Genomic DNA, 21875 nt, shown 5'->3' with positions numbered 1-21875 from the left:
TCACTTGCCGCATTATCGGCTGAATGCCCGCGCGAATTCCATACGCGAACCGTAAGGGTTTCGTTAAGATTGTCAGGATTGCCAGCCGCCGCCCAGCGCCTTGTACAGGGTAATTTTCTGGCTGAGCTGGCCCAGATGCGCGCTAATCAATGACTGCTGCGAACTGTAAAGCGATCGCTGGGCCACTAACACATTGAGATAATTGTCGACGCCCTGCTTAAAGCGCAATTCTGAATAGTCGTAGTCGCGTTGGTTGGCGCCCACTTCCTGCTGCAGCGCCGTCAGCTGATCCTGCCAGGTATCCTGGCCGGCCAGCGCATCATTCACCTCTTTAAACGCAGTCTGGATCGTCTTCTCATAGTCAGCAATTTCAATACGTTTCTCGATATGCGCGATATTGAGATTAGCCTCGTTTTTACCACCGTCAAAAATCGGCAGGTTAATCGATGGCATAAACGACCACGCGCCGGTGCCGCCGCCCAGTAAACTGCCGAGTGAACTGCTGGTCGAGCCGCCGGATGCCGTCAGCGTGATGCTGGGGAAGAAGGCGGCACGCGCCGCACCGATATTGGCGTTGGCCGCTTTCAGTGAGTGCTCGGCAGCCATGATATCCGGACGACGCGTCAGCAGATCCGACGGTAAACCAGCGGGTGTGGCCGGGAACTGCCAGTGGGCATCAAGCGTGGCGTGCGACAGCAGCGTGGCGGGCAGATCGGTGCCAACCAGCAGGCGCAGCGCATCAACGTCCTGCCGCACCTGACGGGTATAGCTCGCCACATCCGCCTGCGCCGCACGTACCGTACTTTCGGCCTGCGCCAGATCCATCGCGCTGCTGGCGCCGCCGTCATAGCTGAGTTTGGTGATGCGATACGATTCCTGCTGGCTGTTGGCCGTGCTTTGCGCCAGATGCAGCAGATCGTTATCTGAACTCAACGTCAGCCATGCCGTCGCCACTTCCGAGATCAGCGAAATGCGCGTGGCGCGCTCGGTAGCCGCGCTCGACAAATAGGTTTCCTGCGCCTGATCGCTCAGGCTCTGCAGGCGGCCAAAGAAATCCAGCTCCCATGAGGTGACGCTCAAGCCGCTGTTGAGTTCGTGATAGGTCACCGCGCCGGTGCTTTTGGTGTTATAGAGATTGGCCGGCTCATGCGCTGAGGTCTGACTGGCAGTGGCGTTGATCGACGGCATCATCGCCGCGCGCTGCACCGTGACGCCCTGCTGCGCCTCTTCAACATTCAATGCCGCCACGCGCAGGTCGCGGTTGTTGTCGAGCGACAGCTGAATCAGGTTGCGCAGCGTGGCGTCGGTGAAAAAGTTCTGCCACGGCAGATCGGCAACGTTGCCGACCGGCGTTGGCTGATCGTATTTAGCGTCTACCGGCATTGCCGGACGCTGATAGTGCGGCGCCAGCGAGCAACCGGCCAGCACCAGTGCCAGCGGCAATAGCGCCAGACGGAAATTTTTACTGTTCATTGTCAATATTCTCAATAGGTTATGCCGTGCAGTTTGCCAGGTGCGCATTAATGCGCACCCTACTAATACGAGCACGCTTCCGTAGCGGCGCGATTCATCGCGCGCCTTGATGCCTGCATCTTGCCCATCCCGGCATTGCGCAATAAATTGCGCCGCTACAAGTTCTTGCGCGCTTGATTTATGCCGCGACTCTTTGCGTCGTGCAGTTTGCCAGGTGCGCATTAATGCGCCCCCTACTAATACGAGCACACTTCCGTAGCGGCGCGATTCATCGCGCGCCTTGATGCCCGCATCTTGCCCATCCCGGCCATGCGCAATAAATTGCGCCGCTACAAGTTCTTGCGCGCTTGATTTATGCCGCGACTCTTTGCGCCGTGCAGTTTGCCAGGTGCGCATTAATGCGCAGCCTACGTAACACACCTCACACGTAGGGTCGCCATTCATGGCGACCGCTTAACGCTCGTGCACGACCTCTGTGGATGTTTTTTTCTTGCGCGCAAACAGCTGCGAAACCACCACGTAAAACATCGGCACAAAGAAGATGGCGAGGAAGGTGGCGGTAATCATGCCGCCCGCCACCGCGGTACCAATCGAGTGCTGGCTGCCCGCGCCTGCGCCGTTAGAAATGGTGAGCGGCAGCACGCCAAGGATAAACGCCATGGACGTCATGATGATGGGTCGAATACGCAGCCGCGCCGCTTCCACCGCCGCGTCCACCAGCGTTTTGCCCTCGCGCTCATGCAGCTCTTTGGCAAACTCGACGATCAGAATGGCGTTTTTCGCCGCCAACCCCACCGTGGTCAGCAAGCCCACCTGGAAAAACACATCGTTTTGCAGGCCGCGCAGCAGCACCGCGCTGATGGTGCCGAGGATGCCGAGCGGCACCACCATGATCACCGAGAACGGAATCGACCAGCTCTCGTACAGCGCTGCCAGGCACAGGAACACCACCACAATCGAGATCAGATAGAGCTGGGTGGTTTGGTTGCCAGACGCCTGCTCCTCATACGAGATGCCGTACCACTGCACGCGAAAACCGTGCGGCAGCTGCTTCGCCAGCTGTTCCACCGCCTTCATTGCTTCGCCGGTGCTTTGGCCCGCCGCTGGCGATCCGAGGATCTCCTCGGCGGTTAAGCCGTTAAAGCGTTCAAAGTGCGGCGAACCGTACACCCATTTACCGGAAGCAAAGGCGGAGAATGGCACCATGGTGCCGCTGCTGTTGCGGAAGTACCATTTGTCGAGATCTGACGGCGTGACGCGGGAATCCGCTTTGCCCATCAGATACACCTCTTTGACGCGGCCGTTATACATGAACTGATCGATGTAGCTGGATCCCCACGCCACCGACAAGGTGTTGTTGATATCGGTCATGCTCAGGCCGAGCGCGCTCGCCCTCTCATCATTGATCTCCAGCTGATACTGCGGCTCATCTTCCAGGCCGTTGAGGCGCACCTGCGCCAGATGCGGATCGTTGTTCGCCAGCGTAATCAGCTGATGTGCGGCATCCATCATCTGCTGATGGGTGTGCGCGCCGGTATCCTGCAGATAAAGGTCAAAACCGGTGGCATTCCCCAGCTCCATCACCGCAGGCGGCACCATGGCAAAGATTTTAGCGTTCTGGTAGTTGGCAAAGTGCGCCATCACGCGGTTCGCTAAATCCTGCACGCTTTGCCCGCGGTGGGTACGATCGCCCCAATCTTTCAGGCGTACGAAGGCCATGGCGTTGCTTTGACCGCGACCGGCAAAGTTAAAGCCCGCCACGCCAAAGGTGGTGGTCACCACCGAGGCTTCGTTCTTCTCCAGATAATCATTGAGATCGTTAATCACCTGCTGAGTACGCTGTGAAGACGCATTCACTGGCAGCGTCATCTGCACCATCATCAGGCCCTGATCTTCTCCCGGCAGGAAGGTGGTCGGCACGCGGGTGAAGAGAAAGCCCGTCACGCCGACGATGACCAGATAGATCACCAGGAACAGGCCGCGACGGGAAATCACTTTGCTGACGCCATGGGTGTAGTGCATCGCGCCGCTATCGAACTTGCGGTTGAACCAGCCGGCGAAGCCGGTGGTTTTGTGCTCTGCTGCCGCCGGTTTCAGCAAGGTGGCGCACAGCGCCGGGGTGAAGATCAGCGCCATGATCACCGACAGCGCCATCGCCGACACGATGGTGATGGAGAACTGACGATAGATGACACCGGTCGATCCGGAGAAGAACGCCATCGGCAGCAGCACCGCCGACAGCACTAGCGCGATACCAAACAGCGCGCCTTGAATTTGCTGCATCGATTTAATGGTGGCGGTTTTCGGGTCAAGCTGCTCTTCGTGCATTACGCGCTCAACGTTCTCCACCACCACAATCGCATCATCCACCAAGAGCCCGATGGCCAGCACCATGCCGAACATAGTTAGGGTGTTAATGCTGTAGCCAAACGCCGACAGAATGCCGAAGGTACCGAGCAGCACTACCGGCACCACCAGCGTGGTGATCAGCGTCGCACGCAGGTTTTGCAGGAAGATCAGCATCACAAAGAACACCAGCACCACCGCTTCGATCAGCGTTTTCACCACCTCCTCAATTGAGGCGCTCACCACCGGCGAGGTGTCGTACGGATACTGAATTTCGACGTTGTCCGGCAGCGAATCTTTTAAATCGGCGATGGTTTGACGCACCGCTTTGGCGGTATCCAGTTCATTGGCACCGGTCGCCAGACGCAGTGCGATACCGGCGGCGGGCTTGCCGTTCATAGTCGCATCAATGCCGTAGCTCTGTGGGCCCAGCGCCACGCTCGCCACGTCTTTCAGCCGCACCTGCGAACCGTCGCTGTTCACTTTCAGCAGCACATTCTCAAACTGCTGCACGGTAGTGAAACGGGTTTTGCCAAGAATCGTCGCCTGCGTTTTTGCCCCCTGAATGGTCGGCAAGCCGCCGAGAGAACCGGATGAAACCTGCACGTTCTGGTTATCGATGGCGGTAGTAACGTCGCTTGGCATCAGGTTGTATTTGTACAGCTTTGCCGGATCGAGCCAGATGCGCATCGCGTATTCCGAACCCAGCACCATAAAGTCGCCGACGCCCGGCGTACGCGAGATCGGATCTTCTAGCTTCGATACCAGCATGTCGGCCAGATCGCCGTTGGTCAGCTTGCCGTCTTTGGAGATCAAGCCGATGACCATCATGAAGTTTTTCTGGTACTTACGGATGCGAATCCCTTGCTGCGTCACATCAGTTGGCAGCTGCGACTCGGCGAGCGACACGCGGTCTTGCACCTGTACCTGGGCGATATCCGGATTGATGCCCTGATTAAAGGTAGCGATGATCTGTGCGCTGCCGTCTGAGGCGCTGCTCGACTCCAGATAACGCAGGCCATCCAGACCATTGAGCTGCTGCTCAATCACCTGCACTACGGTGTTTTGCGTGGTTTCAGCGCTGGCACCCGGATACGTGACGGAGATCGACACTGCCGGCGGTGAGATATTGGGGTATTGATTAACCGGCAGACTGATGGCGGCAATCGCGCCGACCAGCATCACGATAATCGCGATAACCCAGGCGAAGATGGGACGTTCAATAAAAAACTTCGACATGCCGCCCCCTATTGCGCTGCTGCGTCGGTCATGGAAAGGCTGACCGCGTTGGCGGATGGCGTGTCATCGGTATTGGCCGCCGTAGTGGTGACTTTCTCTCCGCTGCGCACGCTTTGCAGGTTGTTCACCACCACGTTTTCCCCTTGCTGCAAGCCCGACGTCACCAGCCATTCTCCTTTGATCATCTCGCCGGTATGGATGCTGCGCTGCTCAATAGTGCTGTCATTTTTGACCACGAAGACATACGGCTGGCCTTTGGTGTCATGCATGATTGCCTCTTGCGGCAGCAAAATCCCCTGCTGCTGAATGCCCTGCGGGAAACTGGCATGCACGTACATGCCCGGCAGCAGGTCGTTATGCGGATTGGGGAATACCGCGCGCAGCACCACGGTGCCGGTGGTGGTATCAACGTTTACCTCCGAAAATGCCAGCTTGCCCTGTTCGGCATATTGGCTGTTATCCTCCAGCGATAACCCCACTGCCGCGGTGTTATCGGCCACTTTGGCAATTTTACCGTCGGCTAATGCGCGACGCAGACGCAGCAGATCGGTTGCCGATTCACTGACATCCACATAGATCGGATCGAGCTGGGTAATGGTGGCGAGATAATCGGTTTGGCCATTGGTCACCAGTGCACCGGCGGTGTACAGCGAACGGCTGATGTGGCCGGAAATTGGCGCTTTCACCAGCGTGTAATCGAGATTGACCTTGGCGGTTTCAACATCGGCCTGCGCTTCGCGCGCGGCAGCAACTGCATCATCGTATGTCTGCTGGCTGATAGCGTGCGCATTGGCCAGCGGCTGATAGCGTTTCACCACCATGGCATCGTTCTGCCAGGTTGCCATGGCTTTATCGTAGGCCGCTTTATAGGTGGCGGGATCAATCTGATACAGCGGCTGGCCGGCTTTCACTTCACCGCCTTCGGTAAACAGGATTTTTTCAATCACGCCGCTTACCTGCGGACGTACCTGCGCCGTTCGCACCGCCGTGGTACGGCCAGGCAATTGGGTAACAAGCGTAACGGGTTCGGCTTTCAGGTTTACCACGCCAACTTGCGGCGTGGCGGATGCGGCGGGTTTAGCTCCGCCCTGGTCACAGGCTGCCAGTAAAAACACCACGCTGGCAGAAAGAAGTTTCAGGCGCATAGTTGTTCTCTAAAAGATAGGAGGGGAATAGTCACGAAGGTAATGACGCTAAAAAGCCATTGTAGGGAGGCGGGTTAAGCGAGGTTGTTAAGGTTGCGTAAAATATATTTTCCAAAGGAAAATGGTAAACCTTTCGTGCCATAAATCGTTGGGATTTTTAGCCTTTTGTGGGTTTAACCGTAGGGTCGCCATTCATGGCGACTTGGTTATTGGCCGCACCGTGCGGTCAGTTAAATGTCGTCATGAATGACGGCCCTACGCGTTTTGGTAAATTGCAGGCAAAAAAAACCCACGCATCTGCGTGGGTCGGTGTAATAACAGGGATGCTGCAAAGCAGCGCTGTTTCACACCCATCAATACCTCTGGGATGACCATATTGGCACCGAACCGCCGGTGAAAGACAGGTGCAAAAAGCAACGGTGTTCGGCGAAGTGAAACGAGGTGTGAATTTTCTCCACACCTTAATTACATTTTGATTTCACTGAGATTTATCTGAAGGCGGCTTACTGTAGATGGCATCGGGTGCCACATTCATGTGCTTCAGCACCGGGCCCATGATATTGCCGAAGATCGGGGCGGCAACCGATCCACCAAAGTGATCGCCCGCGGTGGGATGGTTGATCATCACCACCAGCGCCACTTCCGGATGGCTGGCCGGCGCGATGCCGGCGGTATAGTTGATGTAGCCGCCATCGTACTTACCGCTGGAGCCCATCTTCTCCGCCGTACCGGTTTTGGTCGCCAGACGATATCCCGGCACCGCGGCTCTCACGCCGGTGCCGCCCGGCAGCACATCACTCTCCAGCATGTGCACCACGGTTTGCACCACCTGCGGATTGGCCACCTGCTTGCCCAGCACCGGCGGCGTCACCTTGGTGATCGACAGCGGGCGATAAATACCGTACGAACCGAGCGTGGCGTATTCACGGGCAATTTGCAGCGGCGTTACGCGCAGGCCGTAGCCAAAAGCGAAGGTAGCGCGTTCGATGTCGGCCCAGCGTTCACGATGCAGCGGGAAGTAGCCGACGCTTTCGCCGGTCAGGCCCAGTCCGGTGGGTTTACCCAATCCAAACGCCTGATAGGTGTTGACCAGCGCTTCGGCGGGCATTGCCAGCGCAATGTGCGACACGCCGATATCACTCGATTTTTGCAAAATGCCGGTCATGGTAAGTCGCGGCCAGTGGCCAACGTCGCGGATCAGGTGGCCATTTACGCTGTAGGGCGTGGTATCAATCACCGAATCGGCGCGCACCAAATGGCGCTCCAGCCCTTCCATCACCACCAGCGGTTTCACCGTTGAGCCCGGTTCGTAGCTGTCGTTGATCGCCGAGTTACGCATCTGTGCCGGCGTGGCGTTCTCATAATTGTTCGGGTTGAAAGACGGATAAGAGGCCATCGCCAGAATTTCGCCGGTATCGATTTTTACCAGCACCGCCGCGCCTGAATCCGCTTTGTTGAGCAGCACGCCGTCGCGCAGTTTGCTGTAAAGCGTGAACTGGTCGAATTTGTCGATGCTGAGCTGCACCGTTGGCGGCTGCTGCGGCGGCTTGTAATCGATCATCGCAATGATATTGCCTTCACCATCCTGACGATAAACCTCTTTGCCCGGATCGCCCTGCAACACATGATCGAAGCCTTTTTCGATGCCGTTTAGGCCATTGCTGTCGGCGCCGACGATACCAATCAGCGGCGCGGCCGCTTCACTCATCGGATAGAAACGGCTGTCGTTATACACCGAGCTGATGCCTTTCAGTTTCAGCTCGGCGATGTCTTTAGCGATACCGAGTTCGATCTTGCGTCCCAGATAAAGGAAGCGCTTTTTCGGGTTAGCGGTGATTTGCGCGCGCAGATCTTCCGGACGCAGATTGAGCGCCGCCGCCAGATAGGCCCATTTGGCGCTGGTGAAATCAGGATTGGCCTCCAGCACGCGCATCGGATCGGCGATGATATCGCGCGCTGGCACACTCAGCGCCAGCGCCTGACCGTCGCGATCCAGCAAGGTGCCACGGTTGGTGGGCAGCGTGACGGTGCGCAGCGAGCGCTGATCGGCCTCGTGTTCCAGCATCGGATGTTTAATCAGTTGCAGGTCGCCGACACAGATCAGTAATAGCACCAGACAGCAGAAAACGCCGAGGCAAATCAGGCGAAAACGAAACGGGTTAAAGGGGGCTTTGATCTGGTCTTTTCCCAGAAATTTTTTAATAGGAGGCATGGTAATCCACTGAGGCGAAAATCAGGCTTAATGCCAGCAGTTATAAAGAAACGTAAAGCGAGTTGACAGGAAAACTATGTTTCAAAAAAAAACCTGCGCATCTGCGCAGGTCGGTGTAATCAAGAAAACTTTTTGATGTTCACCCATCAATACCTCTGGGACCCTGACTGTAGCAAGGCGGCATGATGAGAAACCATCGCCTAAACGCAACAGTTACCCGCAAAATGTAACCAGCGGTGAGATTGTTAACCGTTTGTGCAAATCCGATGTTTTTTGATTTCTACCAGGCAACTCATTGCGTTTGGCCCCTGCGTCAGCGACGAGGTGCCGATATCCAGCGTCAACACATTGGGGTTGCCGGCGCGATCCCACGGCTGCCACGCGCGACCAAATCCGGGATCGAACCACGCGCCGGTGGCGATGATCACCACACCCGGCGTTAAACCATCGGTAAGGCGTACGCCAGCCAGCATGCGGCCCCGCGCGTTGCTCACCTCAATCTCATCGCCATCCGCAATCGCGCGCGCGGCGGCATCCTGCGGATGCATATACAAGGTTTCATGTCCGGCGGTTTTATTGGCTTGTACGCTGGCGGTCGCATCCATCTGGCTGTGCAAACGATCCGACGGTTGAATGGAGATCATATGCAGCGGGAACTGCGCGCTGAGCGGCGCGCCCAGCCACTCTTGCGGCTCGCGCCATTCGGGATGGCCGGCGAAATCCTCCAGCTGATAGTCCGCGATAGTTTGGCTAAACAGTTCGATCTTGCCGCTGGCGGTTTGAATCGGGTGACTTTGCGGATCAACACGAAAATCATCCATAAATACGTAAGGTTTGCCGCCTTCCGGAATCTCGACATACCCGCGCTGCCAAAACTCACCAAACTCTGGGAAATGAATATCTCTGCGCGCATGCGCGGTGGCGCACTGCTGATACAGATGTTCAATCCACTGCATCTCGCTACGGCCTTCGGTGAAAACATCGCGATAGCCGAGGCGATCGGCAATATCGGCGAAGATATCGAAATCGTTACGCGCCTGATGCTGCGGCTTGATCGCCTGATGCATCGCCAGCACGAAGCGATCGCGCGATGAGCCGCCAATGTCGTTGCGCTCCAGCGTCGTGGTAGCGGGCAACACGATATCCGCCATCTGGGCCGCCGGCGTCCAGACAATATCCTGCACAATCACGGTGTCCGGGCGCTGCCAGCCTTCCACCAGACGATTGAGCTGCTGATGATGATGGAACGGATTGCCGCCCGCCCAGTGCACCAAATGGATATCCGGATAGTGCTGGGTTTCCCCCTGAAAATGATAGGGCTGGCCCGGATTGAGCAGCATGTCGCTGATGCGCGCCACCGGAATCGACAGATTGCCCGGATTCGGCCCGGTGCTCATCATCGGTGCCGGGCCATCCTGACGCGGATTGCCGACGCTATTCATCGAACCGTGACCAAACGAGAAGCCGCCCCCCGGCAAACCTGGCTGGCCGAGCATTGATGACAGCGCAATCATCATCCAGTACGGCTGCTCGCCGCGATGCGCGCGCTGCACCGAATAGGAGCAGGTAATAAAGCTACGTTTGCCAATGAGCTGCTGCGCCAGCAGGGCAATGCGCGCCGCCGGAATGCCGGTGATCGCACTCGCCCACGCCGGCGTTTTAGCAATGCCATCGCTCTCGCCCAGCAAATAGCCGCGCAGCTGCGGCCAGCCGGTGCAGTGGCTGGCGAGGAAGCGTTCATCAATGCCGTTGCGGCGCGTTATTTCATATCCGAGCGCCAGCATCAGCGCGACATCGGTGTTGGGGCGAATCGGAATCCATTCGGCATTGACGAACGCCGGGCAATCATCGCGCATCGGGCTGATGTTAACGATCGGCGTGCCTTTGGCGCTGAGCTGTTCCAGCGCCGGTTTCAGGCTGTGCTGCCCGGCACCGCCGGATGCCACCTGGGCGTTTTTCAGCGCCAGACCACCAAAGGCGATAAAGATGTCGGCGTGTTCCACCACTTGCGGCCAGTCAGTCACGCGGCCAGTCAGCGGCATATAGGTGCCAATCACATACGGCAGGAAGAACTGCGCTGCGCCCCAGCTGTAGTTACCTTGCTGATCCACCCCGCCGCCGCCCTGAAAATAGAAGCGGCGAATCAGCGTGCGCGCGTGGTTGACGCGTCCCGCCGATGACCAGCCGTAAGAGCCGTTGAAAATGCCCGATGCGCCGTAGCGATCGCGCACGCGGCGATTCTCTTCCGCTACCAAATCCAGCGCGGTATCCCAATCCACCGCCACAAAATCTTCACGGCCACGTAAGGTACGATCGCTGTTCTCGCGTGACTTAAGCCAGGAACGGCGCACCATCGGCTGGCGGATACGCTTATCCGAATAGACCAGTTCAGGGATGGTGTTGAGCATCGGCGACGGATCGGCATCAGCAAAAAATGGTTCGCAGCCAATCAGGCGATCGTTTTCAGTGACGGCGGTAAAGGCGCCCCAGTGCGCCAGATGCGGCACGCGAGTTTTCATGGTTTTTGGTCCGGCAGGCAGGTGTAATTATGGTTGGCAGCATACCATGAGGCGAACAATGAGCTAAAGTGCGGTCGTGAGCGCCTGATTTTCCGTGCTTTTGCGACAGCGCTGGCATTCTGGCGGGTTGCTACAGGGGGTGTTTTCCGTAACACTGATGGCATGTGTAAACGTTTTCCCGGATGTCGATAATCGCATGGCTACCATTAAGGATGTTGCCCGCATGGCGGGGGTTTCGGTCGCAACCGTCTCTCGCGTCATCAATAATTCGCCCAAAGCCAGCGAGAGCTCTCGCCTCGCCGTGACGCAGGCAATGGAGCAGTTGCAGTATCACCCGAACGCCAATGCGCGCGCCCTCGCGCAACAATCCACTGAAACCCTGGGTTTGGTGGTGGGCGATGTGTCCGATCCGTTTTTTGGCGCGATGGTCAAAGCGGTGGATGAAGTCGCAGGGCAGACCGGCAACTTTTTGCTGATTGGTAACGGTTACCACAATGAGCAAAAAGAGCGTCAGGCGATTGAGCAGCTCATGCGTCATCGCTGCGCCGCGCTGGTGGTGCACGCGAAGAAAATCCCCGACGACGATTTAGAGATGCTGATGAAGCAGGTGCCGGGCATGGTGCTGCTGAATCGCTTGCTAAAAGGCTTTGAGAATCGCTGCATCGCGCTGGATGACCGCTACGGCGCGTGGCTGGCAACCCGTCATCTGATTCAGCAGGGCCACACGCAAATCGCCTTTATCTGTTCCACCCACACCATTTCCGATGCCGAAGATCGCCTGCAGGGCTATTACGATGCGCTGAAAGAGCACGGGTTGCCGTGTAACGATCGATTAGTGGCGTGGGGCGAACCGGACGAAGTGGGCGGCGAACAGGCGATGACGGAGTTGATGGGGCGCGGCAAGCAATTCACGGCGGTGGCCTGCTATAACGATTCGATGGCGGCCGGTGCGCTGGCGGTGCTGAGCGATAACGGCATCCGCGTGCCGGAAGAGATGTCGCTGATTGGCTTCGATGATGTGCTGGTGTCGCGCTATGTGCGTCCGCGATTGACCACGGTGCGCTATCCGATAGTGACCATGGCGCAACAGGCGGCGCAGCTGGCGCTGGCGTTAGCCAATGGCAGCGAGATGCCGGAAGTCACCAACATGTTTAGCCCAACGCTGGTGAGACGGCATTCGGTGAGTGGACCGGGTTGATTGGGGTTGGGTGCGGGGTTTCCCTCACCCTAGCCCTCTCCCGCACGCGGGAGAGGGAACCGATCGCGGATCGTGGTGAGATAAGCACGTTGCTTTGAAATCGCTCGGGCACTTAACTTCTAAATCGCTCGAACAGCCCCTCACCCTAGCCCTCTCCCGCACGCGGGAGAGGGAACCGATTGCGGATCGGGGTGAGATAAGCACGTTGCTTTGAAATCGCTCGGTCACTTAACTACTAAATCGCTCGAACAGCCCCTCACCCTAGCCCTCTCCCGCACGCGGGAGAGGGAACCGATCGCGGAACGGGATGAGATAAGCACGTTGCTCTGAAATCGCTCTGGCACTTAACTTCTAAATCGCTCGAACAGCCCCCTCACCCTAGCCCTCTCCCGCACGCGGGAGAGGGAACCGATTTGAGCTGTGTTGCTGAATTGCACACTACTTTGAAATCGCTCGGGCACTTAACTTCTAAATCGCTCGGGTGGCTCCCTCGCCCGCTTGCGGGAGAGGGCTGGGGTGAGGGACAGCGCGCACCGCCCCAACCCATCACAACTCCCGCGCGTACACCTTCACCCGCACGTCCGGGAACTCCAGCGCCTCGCACTGATACTGCCAGCCAAAACGTTCGTAATAACCACCAAACGTCGACCATAACCACAGCTTGTCATACCCACGCTGACGCGCGAACGCAATCACATGCTGCTGTAGCGCTTCGCTCAATCCCTTGCCGCGCGCGGATTCCTCAACAAATAACGCGGCCACCCACGGATAGAGATCCTGACGACTGATCAAATCGCAGCGCCAAAATCCCACCGTACCCAGCGGCGTATCGCCATCGAGCGCCACAAAGGTCACCGGAAAATCAGCGTCGTTAAGGCTGCTGCGCACAATGCTGTCGTAAAACTCGCGCGAGGTGCCATCGCCAAACGCCTGCCACAACCAATCGGTGATCTGTGTGGCATGATGCGGCACCGCGCTGAGCGCAACGATCTTCATCCGTGCAGTTCCAGCGCCAGCAGTTCCTGAATGGTCTGCGCACGACGAATTTCCCGCGCCTTGCCGTTCTCAAACAGCACTTCCGGAATCAGCGGGCGGCTGTTGTAGTTCGACGACATCGATGCGCCGTACGCGCCGGTATCATGAAACACCAGATAATCGCCCACCTGCGCCGCTGGCAGCGCACGGGTTTCCACTTTGCCGCCTTCCAGCTGTGTAAACACGTCACCCGATTCACACAGCGGACCGGCCACCACACTTTCAATCGTGTCATCACCCAATGCACGGCCATCTGCCGGCAGCAGCGAAATATGGTGATAGCTGCCATACATTGATGGACGCATCAAATCGCTGAAACCGGCATCAACCAACACAAAATGGCGACTGCCCATATCTTTCACCGCCCGCACCTGTGAAACCAGCACGCCTGATTCCGCGACGAGGAAGCGGCCCGGCTCAATCTCCAGCTTTACCGGATGACCAAGATGCGCAGCAATGCGCTCACGCGCGCCGTTCCACAAGCCGTAATAGTGTTGAGTATCAATGGCCTCTTCACCATAACGATAAGGAATCGACAAACCGCCGCCGGCGGAAATCGCCTCGAGGTCCTGACCAAACGCCACCACCTGATCGACCATCGCGTCACACACCTGTTGCAGGTGGCCGTAATCCACGCCAGAACCGATGTGCATATGCAGGCCCACCAGATGCAGACCGTGCTGCTGGATCGCCGCCAGCGCCAGCGGTAGATCGCTGTGCCAGATGCCGTGCTTGCTGTTCTCGCCGCCGGTGTTGGTTTTCTGGCTATGACCGTGACCAAAACCGGGATTGATGCGCAGCCACACCGCGTGGCCCGGCGACAGTTCGCCCAGCTGATGCAGCATATCCACTGAACCGGCGTTGACCGGCACCTTCAGCTCGGCGATGCGCGCCAGCGTGGGCTGGTCGAACACGTCGGCGGTGAAGACGATATCTTCGCCCCCCGGCTGATAGCCGGCGGCAATGGCGCGCTCGATTTCCCCCAGCGATACCGAATCCACTTTAACGCCCGCCGCACGCATCAACCGCAGGATGTGAATATTGGAGCAGGCTTTCTGCGCAAAACGCACCACGTCGAACGCGCTCAGCTGGGCAATGCGCTGCTGAATGATCGCCGCATCGTAAGCCCAAAATGGACCGACATAACGCTGCGCCAGCGGCAGTAAATGGGCGGCGGTTAACGCCGTTTCGGTGTTGTTCAGTTGACGGGGCATGTCAATTCTCCTGTGTCATTGAACGTATTTAGCCACAGCGCAGCGATTCAGAAAAATATCTGTTTTAGCGACAGCTATACAAATATGATATGGCTTTAGCTGAGGGCGCAATGGCAAAAATTAACTGGCGACATATCGAAATTTTTCACGCGGTGATGACCAGCGGCAACCTGACGCAGGCGGCGACGCTGCTGCGCACCTCGCAGCCGACGGTAAGCCGCGAGCTGGCGCGGCTGGAGCAGCAGCTCGGCCTGCAGCTGTTTGAGCGAGTGCGCGGACGCCTGCAGCCGACGGTGCAAGGCCTGCGGCTATACGAAGAGGTGCAGCGCTCGTGGTACGGTCTCGATCGCATCATGGATGCCGCCGAAGGATTACGTGAGTTTCGCCAGGGCGAACTGTCGATTGCCTGTTTGCCGGTATTTTCGCAGTCGCTGCTGCCGCCGCTGCTGCAACCTTTTTTGCAGCGCTATCCACAGGTTAGCCTGAATATCATTCCGCAGGAGTCGCCGCTGCTGGAAGAGTGGCTATCGGCGCAGCGCTACGATCTCGGTCTAACCGAAACCCAGCATGCACCTGCCGGCACCGAGCGCCTGCCGCTGCTGACCTGTGATGAAGTGTGCGTGCTGCCGCCGCAGCATCCGCTGTGCCAGCGCGCGGTACTGACGCCGCAGGATTTCCACGGCGAGAATTACGTCAGCCTGTCGCGCAGCGATAGCTATCGCCAGCTATTGGATTCGCTGTTTCATGAGCAGGAGGTGGATCGTCGATTGGTGCTGGAGACGCACAGTGCGGCGTCGGTATGCGCAATGGTGCGCGCGGGCGTGGGGATTTCGATTGTGAATCCGCTGACGGCGCTTGATTACGCCGCCAGCGGAGTGGTGATGCGGCGCTTCAGTATCGCCGTACCGTTTACCGTCAGCCTGGTGCGGCCACAGCATCGACCGGCTTCGGCGCTGGTCGATCACTTCTGCGACCACCTGCAACAGCAGGTAGCCGCGTTTCCACAACGTATTGCCGAGCAATTAGCTTAAGCGTTGACTGCTTCGCCCTGCCCGCCCGATTTGCGGAAGGTGACGAGGCAGATCACCAATCCGATAGCCGCCAGCGCCGCCGCCGCAACCGGCACCGACGTCAGGCCGTAACCTTTCTCGATCACCGCACCACCGACCCATGCGCCAAGCGCGTTACCGACGTTGAAAGCGGAGATGTTGAGCGTGGAAACCAGGTTTGGCGCATCTTTACCGTGGCGCACCACGTTAATCTGCAGGCCCGGCACGGTGGCAAAGGTCGCCATTGCCCACAGGAACAACGTGATTTCCGCCAGCCACAGCGCATGGCTGGTCCAGCTGAACAGCAGCGAGAATACCGCAATCAGTACAAAGCTGAGGATCAGGCTGAACGACACTTTCCAGTCGGCCAGCTTGCCGCCGAGGATATTGCCGACCGTTAAACCAGCGCCGATCAGGAACAGCGTCCAGCTGACGCCACGATCGCTAATCCCGGTCACCTGCAGCAACAGCGGAGCGATATAGCTGAACAGGGCAAACATCGCCGCCGCAAAGAACACCGTCATCAGCAGCGACAGCCACAGTTTGCCATTCGCCAGCGCGCTGATTTCACTCGCCAGATGCACCGGCTTCTCTTCTTTGTTGTTCGGCAGGCTAACAATCAGCGCGATAAAGGCGAAGATGCCGATAATCGCCACGCCCCAGAAGGTGGCACGCCAGCCAAACATCTGACCGAACCAGGTGCCCAACGGCACGCCGAGCACGTTGGCCAACGTCAGGCCGGTGAACATCAGCGCCACGGCAGAAGCCTGACGACTCGGTGCCACCAGGCTGGCGGCCACCACCGCGCCAATGCCGAAGAAGGCGCCGTGACACAGCGCTGTCACCACACGCGCCAGCATCAGCAGGTTATAGGTGTAGGCCAACGCACAGAGCACGTTACCGATGATGAAGATGATCATCAGTAGAATCAGCGTCTTCTTCCGCGGTAGTTTAGCGGTCAGCAGCGCCATGATCGGCGCACCAATGGCCACGCCCAGCGCGTAACCGCTGATCAACCATCCCGCAGAGGGGATCGACACCTGAAGATCGCCCGCCACATCCGGCAGTAATCCCATAATGACAAATTCCGTGGTGCCGATGGCGAACGCACTCAGCGCCAGCGCCAGTAATGCAACAGGCATAACACACTCTCCCAATAAATTTTTTGCAGGCGGGCCGCACTGCGAGCGCAGTACGGTTACAACAGACGCTTATTAAAATTTGAACTACGTCACATTGTTATTAAAGCATAGCCCTTGCACCGCAACCACCCCGCGTGGCGCAAGGCTATTTTGCCCGCACAGCAATAATCGCCGCGCGGAAAAATGACCGAAACCAACCATTGAGACAGATTGGCGTTTTCACGCTACGCTTGTAGCAGGATGTGACGGTGGTCACAGTGGAACAGTTTTTGGCAATAAATCAGTCAGTAAAGGATGGACGCGTACTGCCGATACCTCAATGGATTGCCCGGTTAGGGGGTGTCAAAAATCGAGGGGAGAGCGTATGCGATGGCTCATCGCGCTAACGGTTGGCTGCCTGAGTGGCTGCTCTGTTGGGCATTACGAATACAGCAAAGAAGCAGCAAAACGCGTCGATATGACCGTCACCGGTATTCCCACCGTTCTGGGTATTGGTGCGCTCGGCACCACCATTCCTCTTACGCGTGACTACAGCCTGACGGCGGCGCACGTAGCGAAGTTTTCCTTGTATCGGGTCAAAGCCTGGCATCCTGAATGTGATATCGCGGTGGTGTACCACAAAAACAGTGAAGCTAATCTGCCACCGCCTTTTCGCAACAGCCATATTGGCGACAACGTGAATTTGTATGGCTACAGCTTTATTTCGGCGATGCCGGTGTCATCAAGCGGCAAGAATTTGATCAACACCACGCTGGCGAATGACTGGAATAAGGCCAGCTGCGTAGTGGTGGCGGCCAATGCCGGCGTGGTGAAAGGTATGTCCGGCGGCGCCGTGTATAACGCCAGCGACGATACATTGGCGGGTGTGATTGTCGGCTACAGCAGCCAGATCGACGATAATGAGAGCGGTAAAACGCTGTATAAAAATGTGGCGCTGTATGTGCCCTATGCGCGTTTTCAGGCGTGGCTGGATGGGGTGGTTAAGTCGTAGATTTGCTGCGGGCTGATGCCCTCACCCTAGCCCTCTCCCACAGGGAGAGGGAATAAAAGAAATACCCTGCCACATGCTCGCTCGGTCAGTTCCCTCTCCCGCTTGCGGGAGAGGGTTAGGGTGAGGGAACCCACGCGCCCTTCAGCTGCACCTGCGGGAATCCGCTGGTCAAAATGCGCAGCTCGGCATCACGCGGCGTATTATCGCCCTGCCCCTGAATGCTAACGATATCCTGCGGACAGGCCGAGAACGCCACAAAACAATCCATCTCGGCGCGCAGCACGATGTAGTCGCCCGGTTTGGTCACTACCGGCAGCGTCTTTAGCGTAATGCCGTCCGGCTGCACCTGAATATTCATAAAGATATTAAATGACGCCAGATTACCGTGCGGCAGCGTCACGCCCAGCTCGCGCATCCCCTCAAACAGATTGTCATGGCAGTTGCGATGCGGTTCGGTACAGCCGAGCAGCTCATAGCGCCGCGCGTCGCAGGCGGCCATAAAGGTGTCGTGCACGCCGGGCGACGTATCCGCCACCAGCGTCAAAATCGGATGGCGCTGGCTGGTGATGAAGCTGTCGCCCACTTTAGGATTGAGACGCTGATTCCACACGCGCGTCGCCTCCATACACATATATTCGCTCACATCCTCGGCGTTATAGGCCCAGCAATCTACCACCTGGGTACCGTGCAGGTTAATCACCTGTACCGCTTCGCCCTGCTTCAGGCGCACCGCTTTGCCGTAGCGTGCCGGGATGATAATCGCTTCACGGTGCTGAAATTCAGCTGACATGTTGTTCTCCAGATTAATGCTGCATGGCGCGACGATAGCGCGTCATGCGGGATTCGAGGCCGCGCGCCAGCCAGTCGATCGCGCTGTTGAGCAGCCAGTAACAGAGCGCCACGGTGAGATAGATCTCCAGCGGCGCGTAGGTATCCGAAATCGCCTGTTTGGCGGCGTACATAAACTCCTGCACCGAGACAATCGATAGCAGCGCCGAGTCTTTAATCAATCCGATCATCAGCCCGACCAACGGCGACAGCATCTGCGGCAGGGTTTGCGGCAGCACCACATCGCGCAGCTGCTCGCGGCGGCTTAAGCCCAATACGCGGCACGCTTCCCACTGCCCTTTCGGCAGCGCATCAATCGCCGAGCGAACCACCTGCGCAATGTAGGGCGCGTAGTAGAGCGTTAGCGCCAGCACACCCACTACCGGCGACGACAGCGTGATGTCATATTCCGGCAGCACGAAGTAGAGCAGATAGATCACCACCAGCAGCGGCAGCGCGAGGGTTAAGCCGCTGTAGAGATTGAGCAGACGCAGCCAGAACGGCGAGGCGCGCATCAGCAGTACGGCCAACAGCGCGCCCCACAGCAGTGAACAAAGTGCCGCCACTAAACAGAGCTGCAGGGTAGCCACCAGGCCGTCAGCGAGCGACGGCAAGGAAGTGATAATTGCCTGCCAATCCATTATGCCATCCTCCGTTTTGCTTCCAGACGCCGCGCCGCTGCAATCAACGGCATGGCGATCAACAGATATCCGGCCGCCACCAGCAGCAGCACCTGGGTGGCTTCGTAGGTGCGGGCGATGACAATTTGCCCGGCGTAGGTCAACTCGGTCAGCGCCACCACCGAGGCCAGCGGCGTGGTTTTCAGCAGAATGGTGAACTCATTGACCAGCATCGGCAGGCTGGCACGCATCACCTGGGGATTAATCACATACCACCAGCTGAGAAAACGGCTCAGGCCCAGCGTGCGCGCCGCTTCAAGCTGTCCGCGCGTCACCAAACTGCGATTAACGCGCAGGATTTCCGCCACATAAGCGCCGCTGTTGAGGCCGATAGCAATCACCGCCGCCAGCATCGGCTGACCACCCAACCCCAGGCGCGGCAAGGTGAAAAACACCACAAACAGCTGCACAATCGCCGGGGTGCCGCGCATCACGCTGACATACAGGCGGCCGATGGTGCGCCAGATCCAGGCGCGACGCAGCTGCAGGAAGCAGCCAAGCTGCCCCATTACCACGCTGACGAGCGACGCCAGCACGGTGAGTAGCAACGTCATCAGCAGTCCGCGTCCAAGTTCCGGCAGCGCGGCCACTACCTGTTGATCCAGCCCCATGCGTTACTCCGCGTTAAAGTCGTGCAGGTTTTCCGCCACCGACAGCAGCAGCGGCGCGGGCTTATCGTTATCCTCAATGCCGGTGTTGCAGGCGGAGACGATGAATTCCGTATCCATCACCACGCGACAGGTAATGCTGTCGCCGGCTTTGGTCTGATTGGTTTCCGGCAGAATATCGCCCTCGCGCGTGAGCTTGACGTGCATAAACAAGTTGATCGGATCGGGCAGCTTCGGCACCACCCGACCAAGACGCGCCAGCTCGCCGCGCACGCCCTCAAGGCAACCCTCGCCCTGATAGCCACGCTCGGCGAGAAACGCGGTGGTCGAGGCGGGCAGCAGCAGGTCGTGACGCTTTACGCTGTCCTTGCCCAGCACCATCATCGGACGGCGACGGTTATTCACCAGACGCATCCCGGAACCGAGCAGATAACTGTTGCTGAACACCCGCGTGTGGTGCACCGACAACCATACGGCGGGATCGGCAAGGCTAAAGCCAAACAGCGACGCGACGGCCCCCTCGCCCAGCGCGGTGATGCGCAGCAGCTGACCGCGCAGCACGCGAATCGAACCTACGCTGCCCGGCGCAATCTGCACCGGTTCAGCCAGCGTGCGCACGGTGGTTTCTTCATAACGTTCACGCATTAACAGCATGATTCATCTCCTGAGCGTGAAAATGGTCGCTGACCACGATGTCGATGGGCGTCACCTGCAAACCGTTGCCGGGAATGATGTCCTGCGGGCAGGATGACACCGCGCAGATCAGGTCGCACAGCGCTTCAAAAGTGATGCTATCGCCCGCTTTGCTGTTGGGATCGGTGACTTCCATGCGGCCATCGGCGGTAACCGGACCGTTTTGGAACAGGTTGAATGGCTCCGGCAGCGAGAAGTAGGTCACCCCAAATGCCTTCATCCCTTCCAGCAGGTTATCAACGCAGTTGCGATGCCCTTCCACGCCGAAATCGACGCTAAAGCGCGTGCGATCGCAGGCCGGTACGTTGGCATCGTGAATGCCGATGCTGTCGGCAAGAATGCGCAGCATCGGGCGGTTTTCACTCGACCACAGCGCATCGCCGGGTTTGAAGAACAGCGACCGCAGCTGCTGGCGCGTATGCACCGGCGACAGCTTTTCGTTGAGATCGTCGGCGTTAACCGCGACAAAATCGGCGGCCTGCTGCCCTGCGCTATCAATTACGGTAATAAACTGGCCTTTACGCACGCGAAAGGTTTTGCCAAAGCCGGCGGGCACCGTCAGGTTGGACTGGCACATAGTTACTCCTGCGGAATGAAGTCGCTGGCGGGCACGGTGAAGGTGGTGCCGAGATACTGCTGTTGCAGTTTGGTCAGCTCGCCATCTTTCTGCATCGCCAGAATATGATCGCTAATGGCTTTGTTCAGGCTGCCATCTTCTTTACGCGTCGCCCAACCCATCCACTGTGACGGACCAACTTCGCCCACCTGTGCCACTTTACCGGCGTATTTTTTCGCTACCGGCGCCAGTACTGAGATGTCGTCATAGACGAAATCGGCGCGTTTGGTCATCAGCGTGCTGACGGTTTGGTCCAGCGAATCCACGTTGATAATGACGATGGGTTTTTTACCCTCTTTCTTCAGCTGCTCGTTGAAACCCTTGAGCAGCTGTTCGGGCACGCTGGCGGTTTTCACTGCGCCGCGCAGGCCAGACAAGCTTTCCGGACTCAGGGTTTTACCGCTGAAGGTTTTCGCCTCTGCTTCGCGCACCAGCACGCCGTTAACGGTTTTGCTGTACGGCACGGTGAACAACACTTTCTTCGCGCGTTCAGCGGTAACGTTGAGAGAGGAGCCTTCAGCATTGAAGGAGCCAGAGATCAGGCCCGGCAGAATGCCGCTGAAGGCGGTTTTCTGAAACTCGAGTTTCACGCCGAGATCTTTTGCGAAGGATTGCATGATCGCCACGCTGTAACCGGTGATCTCGCCTTTGTCGTCGGTGTATTCGTATGGCGGAAAGGTTGGATCGATACCGACGGTGATTTTGCCGCTGCTTTTGATGTCGGACAGCGTGTCGGCTTGCGCCTGCGCCACGGTGCCAACGGAAAGAAGTGCGGCGATCAGCAGTGCTGTTTTTTTCATTATGGTGTTTCCCTGGTGTTGGTGAAATGTCTTTTTCTACTGAGCATGTTTTGTGCCAGTTTTTTCACCACTGCGCAGAGGGCATCA

The 21875-nt window shown here is 57.9% G+C and carries 17 protein-coding genes; 3 read left to right on the top strand and 14 right to left on the bottom strand.

Going from position 1 to position 21875, the window contains the following annotated elements:
* Window positions 1–72 precede the first annotated feature (72 nt).
* From AAGR08_RS02915 to AAGR08_RS02895, 5 genes are all read right to left on the bottom strand, one after another.
* Complete coding sequence (locus AAGR08_RS02915) at window positions 73–1473, bottom strand: efflux transporter outer membrane subunit (protein WP_345828439.1); 1401 nt, start codon at window positions 1471–1473, stop codon at window positions 73–75.
* Between the two features lie 453 nt (window positions 1474–1926).
* Entirely contained in the window at window positions 1927–5058 is a 3132-nt protein-coding gene (locus tag AAGR08_RS02910) for an efflux RND transporter permease subunit (protein WP_345828437.1), read from the bottom strand.
* Between the two features lie 8 nt (window positions 5059–5066).
* On the bottom strand, window positions 5067–6203 hold the full coding sequence (locus AAGR08_RS02905) for an efflux RND transporter periplasmic adaptor subunit (protein WP_345828434.1): 1137 nt from the start codon (window positions 6201–6203) through the stop codon (window positions 5067–5069).
* Window positions 6204–6681: 478 nt separating this feature from the next.
* Window positions 6682–8415: a penicillin-binding transpeptidase domain-containing protein gene (locus AAGR08_RS02900; protein WP_345828432.1), complete on the bottom strand. Its 1734-nt coding sequence runs from the start codon at window positions 8413–8415 to the stop codon at window positions 6682–6684.
* Window positions 8416–8660: 245 nt separating this feature from the next.
* Entirely contained in the window at window positions 8661–10934 is a 2274-nt protein-coding gene (locus AAGR08_RS02895; RefSeq protein ID WP_345828431.1) for a molybdopterin-dependent oxidoreductase, read from the bottom strand.
* Between the two features lie 196 nt (window positions 10935–11130).
* Here AAGR08_RS02895 and galR point away from each other — a divergent pair, with 196 nt between their 5' ends.
* Entirely contained in the window at window positions 11131–12132 is a 1002-nt protein-coding gene (gene galR, locus AAGR08_RS02890; RefSeq protein WP_097096173.1) for an HTH-type transcriptional regulator GalR, read from the top strand.
* 546 nt (window positions 12133–12678) lie between these two features.
* Here the strand turns inward: galR and AAGR08_RS02885 are convergent.
* Window positions 12679–13128, bottom strand: a complete 450-nt coding sequence (locus tag AAGR08_RS02885) for a GNAT family N-acetyltransferase (protein ID WP_345828429.1) — start codon at window positions 13126–13128, stop codon at window positions 12679–12681.
* On the bottom strand, window positions 13125–14381 hold the full coding sequence (lysA, locus tag AAGR08_RS02880; RefSeq protein ID WP_345828427.1) for a diaminopimelate decarboxylase: 1257 nt from the start codon (window positions 14379–14381) through the stop codon (window positions 13125–13127). Before lysA ends, AAGR08_RS02885 begins: the two co-directional genes overlap by 4 nt.
* 110 nt (window positions 14382–14491) lie before the next feature.
* On the opposite strand from lysA, the gene AAGR08_RS02875 reads away from it, so the two are divergent.
* A complete protein-coding gene (locus tag AAGR08_RS02875) occupies window positions 14492–15412 on the top strand; it encodes a LysR family transcriptional regulator (RefSeq protein WP_345828426.1) in 921 nt (306 codons plus the stop codon).
* Here AAGR08_RS02875 and AAGR08_RS02870 read toward each other — a convergent pair.
* On the bottom strand, window positions 15409–16572 hold the full coding sequence (locus AAGR08_RS02870; RefSeq protein WP_097096169.1) for an MFS transporter: 1164 nt from the start codon (window positions 16570–16572) through the stop codon (window positions 15409–15411). The genes AAGR08_RS02875 and AAGR08_RS02870 overlap by 4 nt on opposite strands.
* 364 nt (window positions 16573–16936) lie before the next feature.
* Between AAGR08_RS02870 and AAGR08_RS02865 the strand changes: the two genes are divergently transcribed.
* Window positions 16937–17563 (top strand): serine protease, encoded by a 627-nt coding sequence (locus AAGR08_RS02865; RefSeq protein ID WP_345828423.1) that lies wholly within the window; start codon window positions 16937–16939, stop codon window positions 17561–17563.
* Between the two features lie 115 nt (window positions 17564–17678).
* On the opposite strand, the gene AAGR08_RS02860 is transcribed toward AAGR08_RS02865, so the two are convergent.
* The 6 genes from AAGR08_RS02860 to AAGR08_RS02835 are packed head-to-tail and all read right to left on the bottom strand — an operon-like array spanning window position 17679 to window position 21788.
* Window positions 17679–18353 (bottom strand): urea carboxylase-associated family protein, encoded by a 675-nt coding sequence (locus AAGR08_RS02860; protein WP_345828422.1) that lies wholly within the window; start codon window positions 18351–18353, stop codon window positions 17679–17681.
* Between the two features lie 13 nt (window positions 18354–18366).
* Entirely contained in the window at window positions 18367–19032 is a 666-nt protein-coding gene (locus AAGR08_RS02855; RefSeq protein ID WP_345828420.1) for an amino acid ABC transporter permease, read from the bottom strand.
* Window positions 19032–19682 carry an amino acid ABC transporter permease gene (locus AAGR08_RS02850; RefSeq protein ID WP_097096165.1) on the bottom strand — a complete coding sequence of 217 codons (651 nt, stop codon included), beginning with the start codon at window positions 19680–19682 and terminating at the stop codon, window positions 19032–19034. The genes AAGR08_RS02855 and AAGR08_RS02850 overlap by 1 nt, the downstream gene beginning before the upstream one ends.
* A gap of 3 nt (window positions 19683–19685) precedes the next feature.
* On the bottom strand, window positions 19686–20333 hold the full coding sequence (locus AAGR08_RS02845; RefSeq protein ID WP_345828418.1) for an urea carboxylase-associated family protein: 648 nt from the start codon (window positions 20331–20333) through the stop codon (window positions 19686–19688).
* The gene (locus AAGR08_RS02840) at window positions 20317–20949 is read right to left on the bottom strand and encodes an urea carboxylase-associated family protein (RefSeq protein ID WP_097096164.1); all 633 of its coding nucleotides are present in this window, start codon (window positions 20947–20949) and stop codon (window positions 20317–20319) included. Before AAGR08_RS02840 ends, AAGR08_RS02845 begins: the two co-directional genes overlap by 17 nt.
* 2 nt (window positions 20950–20951) lie before the next feature.
* Window positions 20952–21788, bottom strand: a complete 837-nt coding sequence (locus AAGR08_RS02835; RefSeq protein WP_097096163.1) for a transporter substrate-binding domain-containing protein — start codon at window positions 21786–21788, stop codon at window positions 20952–20954.
* Window positions 21789–21875: the final 87 nt, after the last annotated feature.

The organism is Pantoea sp. BRR-3P (genome assembly GCF_039621635.1).
Taxonomy (GTDB): domain Bacteria; phylum Pseudomonadota; class Gammaproteobacteria; order Enterobacterales; family Enterobacteriaceae; genus Pantoea; species Pantoea floridensis.
The sequence above is the reverse complement of the archived record's forward strand: the minus strand, read 5'-3'. Positions and strand labels throughout refer to the sequence as shown.

Excerpts from the sequence above, each read along its gene's own strand:
- AAGR08_RS02915 (WP_345828439.1), bottom strand. The coding sequence starts at position 1,473 with ATGAACAGTAAAAATTTCCGTCTGGCGCTATTGCCGCTGGCACTGGTG.
- AAGR08_RS02910 (WP_345828437.1), bottom strand. The coding sequence starts at position 5,058 with ATGTCGAAGTTTTTTATTGAACGTCCCATCTTCGCCTGGGTTATCGCG.
- AAGR08_RS02905 (WP_345828434.1), bottom strand. The coding sequence starts at position 6,203 with ATGCGCCTGAAACTTCTTTCTGCCAGCGTGGTGTTTTTACTGGCAGCC.
- AAGR08_RS02900 (WP_345828432.1), bottom strand. The coding sequence starts at position 8,415 with ATGCCTCCTATTAAAAAATTTCTGGGAAAAGACCAGATCAAAGCCCCC.
- AAGR08_RS02895 (WP_345828431.1), bottom strand. The coding sequence starts at position 10,934 with ATGAAAACTCGCGTGCCGCATCTGGCGCACTGGGGCGCCTTTACCGCC.
- galR (WP_097096173.1), top strand. The coding sequence starts at position 11,131 with ATGGCTACCATTAAGGATGTTGCCCGCATGGCGGGGGTTTCGGTCGCA.
- AAGR08_RS02885 (WP_345828429.1), bottom strand. The coding sequence starts at position 13,128 with ATGAAGATCGTTGCGCTCAGCGCGGTGCCGCATCATGCCACACAGATC.
- lysA (WP_345828427.1), bottom strand. The coding sequence starts at position 14,381 with ATGCCCCGTCAACTGAACAACACCGAAACGGCGTTAACCGCCGCCCAT.
- AAGR08_RS02875 (WP_345828426.1), top strand. The coding sequence starts at position 14,492 with ATGGCAAAAATTAACTGGCGACATATCGAAATTTTTCACGCGGTGATG.
- AAGR08_RS02870 (WP_097096169.1), bottom strand. The coding sequence starts at position 16,572 with ATGCCTGTTGCATTACTGGCGCTGGCGCTGAGTGCGTTCGCCATCGGC.
- AAGR08_RS02865 (WP_345828423.1), top strand. The coding sequence starts at position 16,937 with ATGCGATGGCTCATCGCGCTAACGGTTGGCTGCCTGAGTGGCTGCTCT.
- AAGR08_RS02860 (WP_345828422.1), bottom strand. The coding sequence starts at position 18,353 with ATGTCAGCTGAATTTCAGCACCGTGAAGCGATTATCATCCCGGCACGC.
- AAGR08_RS02855 (WP_345828420.1), bottom strand. The coding sequence starts at position 19,032 with ATGGATTGGCAGGCAATTATCACTTCCTTGCCGTCGCTCGCTGACGGC.
- AAGR08_RS02850 (WP_097096165.1), bottom strand. The coding sequence starts at position 19,682 with ATGGGGCTGGATCAACAGGTAGTGGCCGCGCTGCCGGAACTTGGACGC.
- AAGR08_RS02845 (WP_345828418.1), bottom strand. The coding sequence starts at position 20,333 with ATGCTGTTAATGCGTGAACGTTATGAAGAAACCACCGTGCGCACGCTG.
- AAGR08_RS02840 (WP_097096164.1), bottom strand. The coding sequence starts at position 20,949 with ATGTGCCAGTCCAACCTGACGGTGCCCGCCGGCTTTGGCAAAACCTTT.
- AAGR08_RS02835 (WP_097096163.1), bottom strand. The coding sequence starts at position 21,788 with ATGAAAAAAACAGCACTGCTGATCGCCGCACTTCTTTCCGTTGGCACC.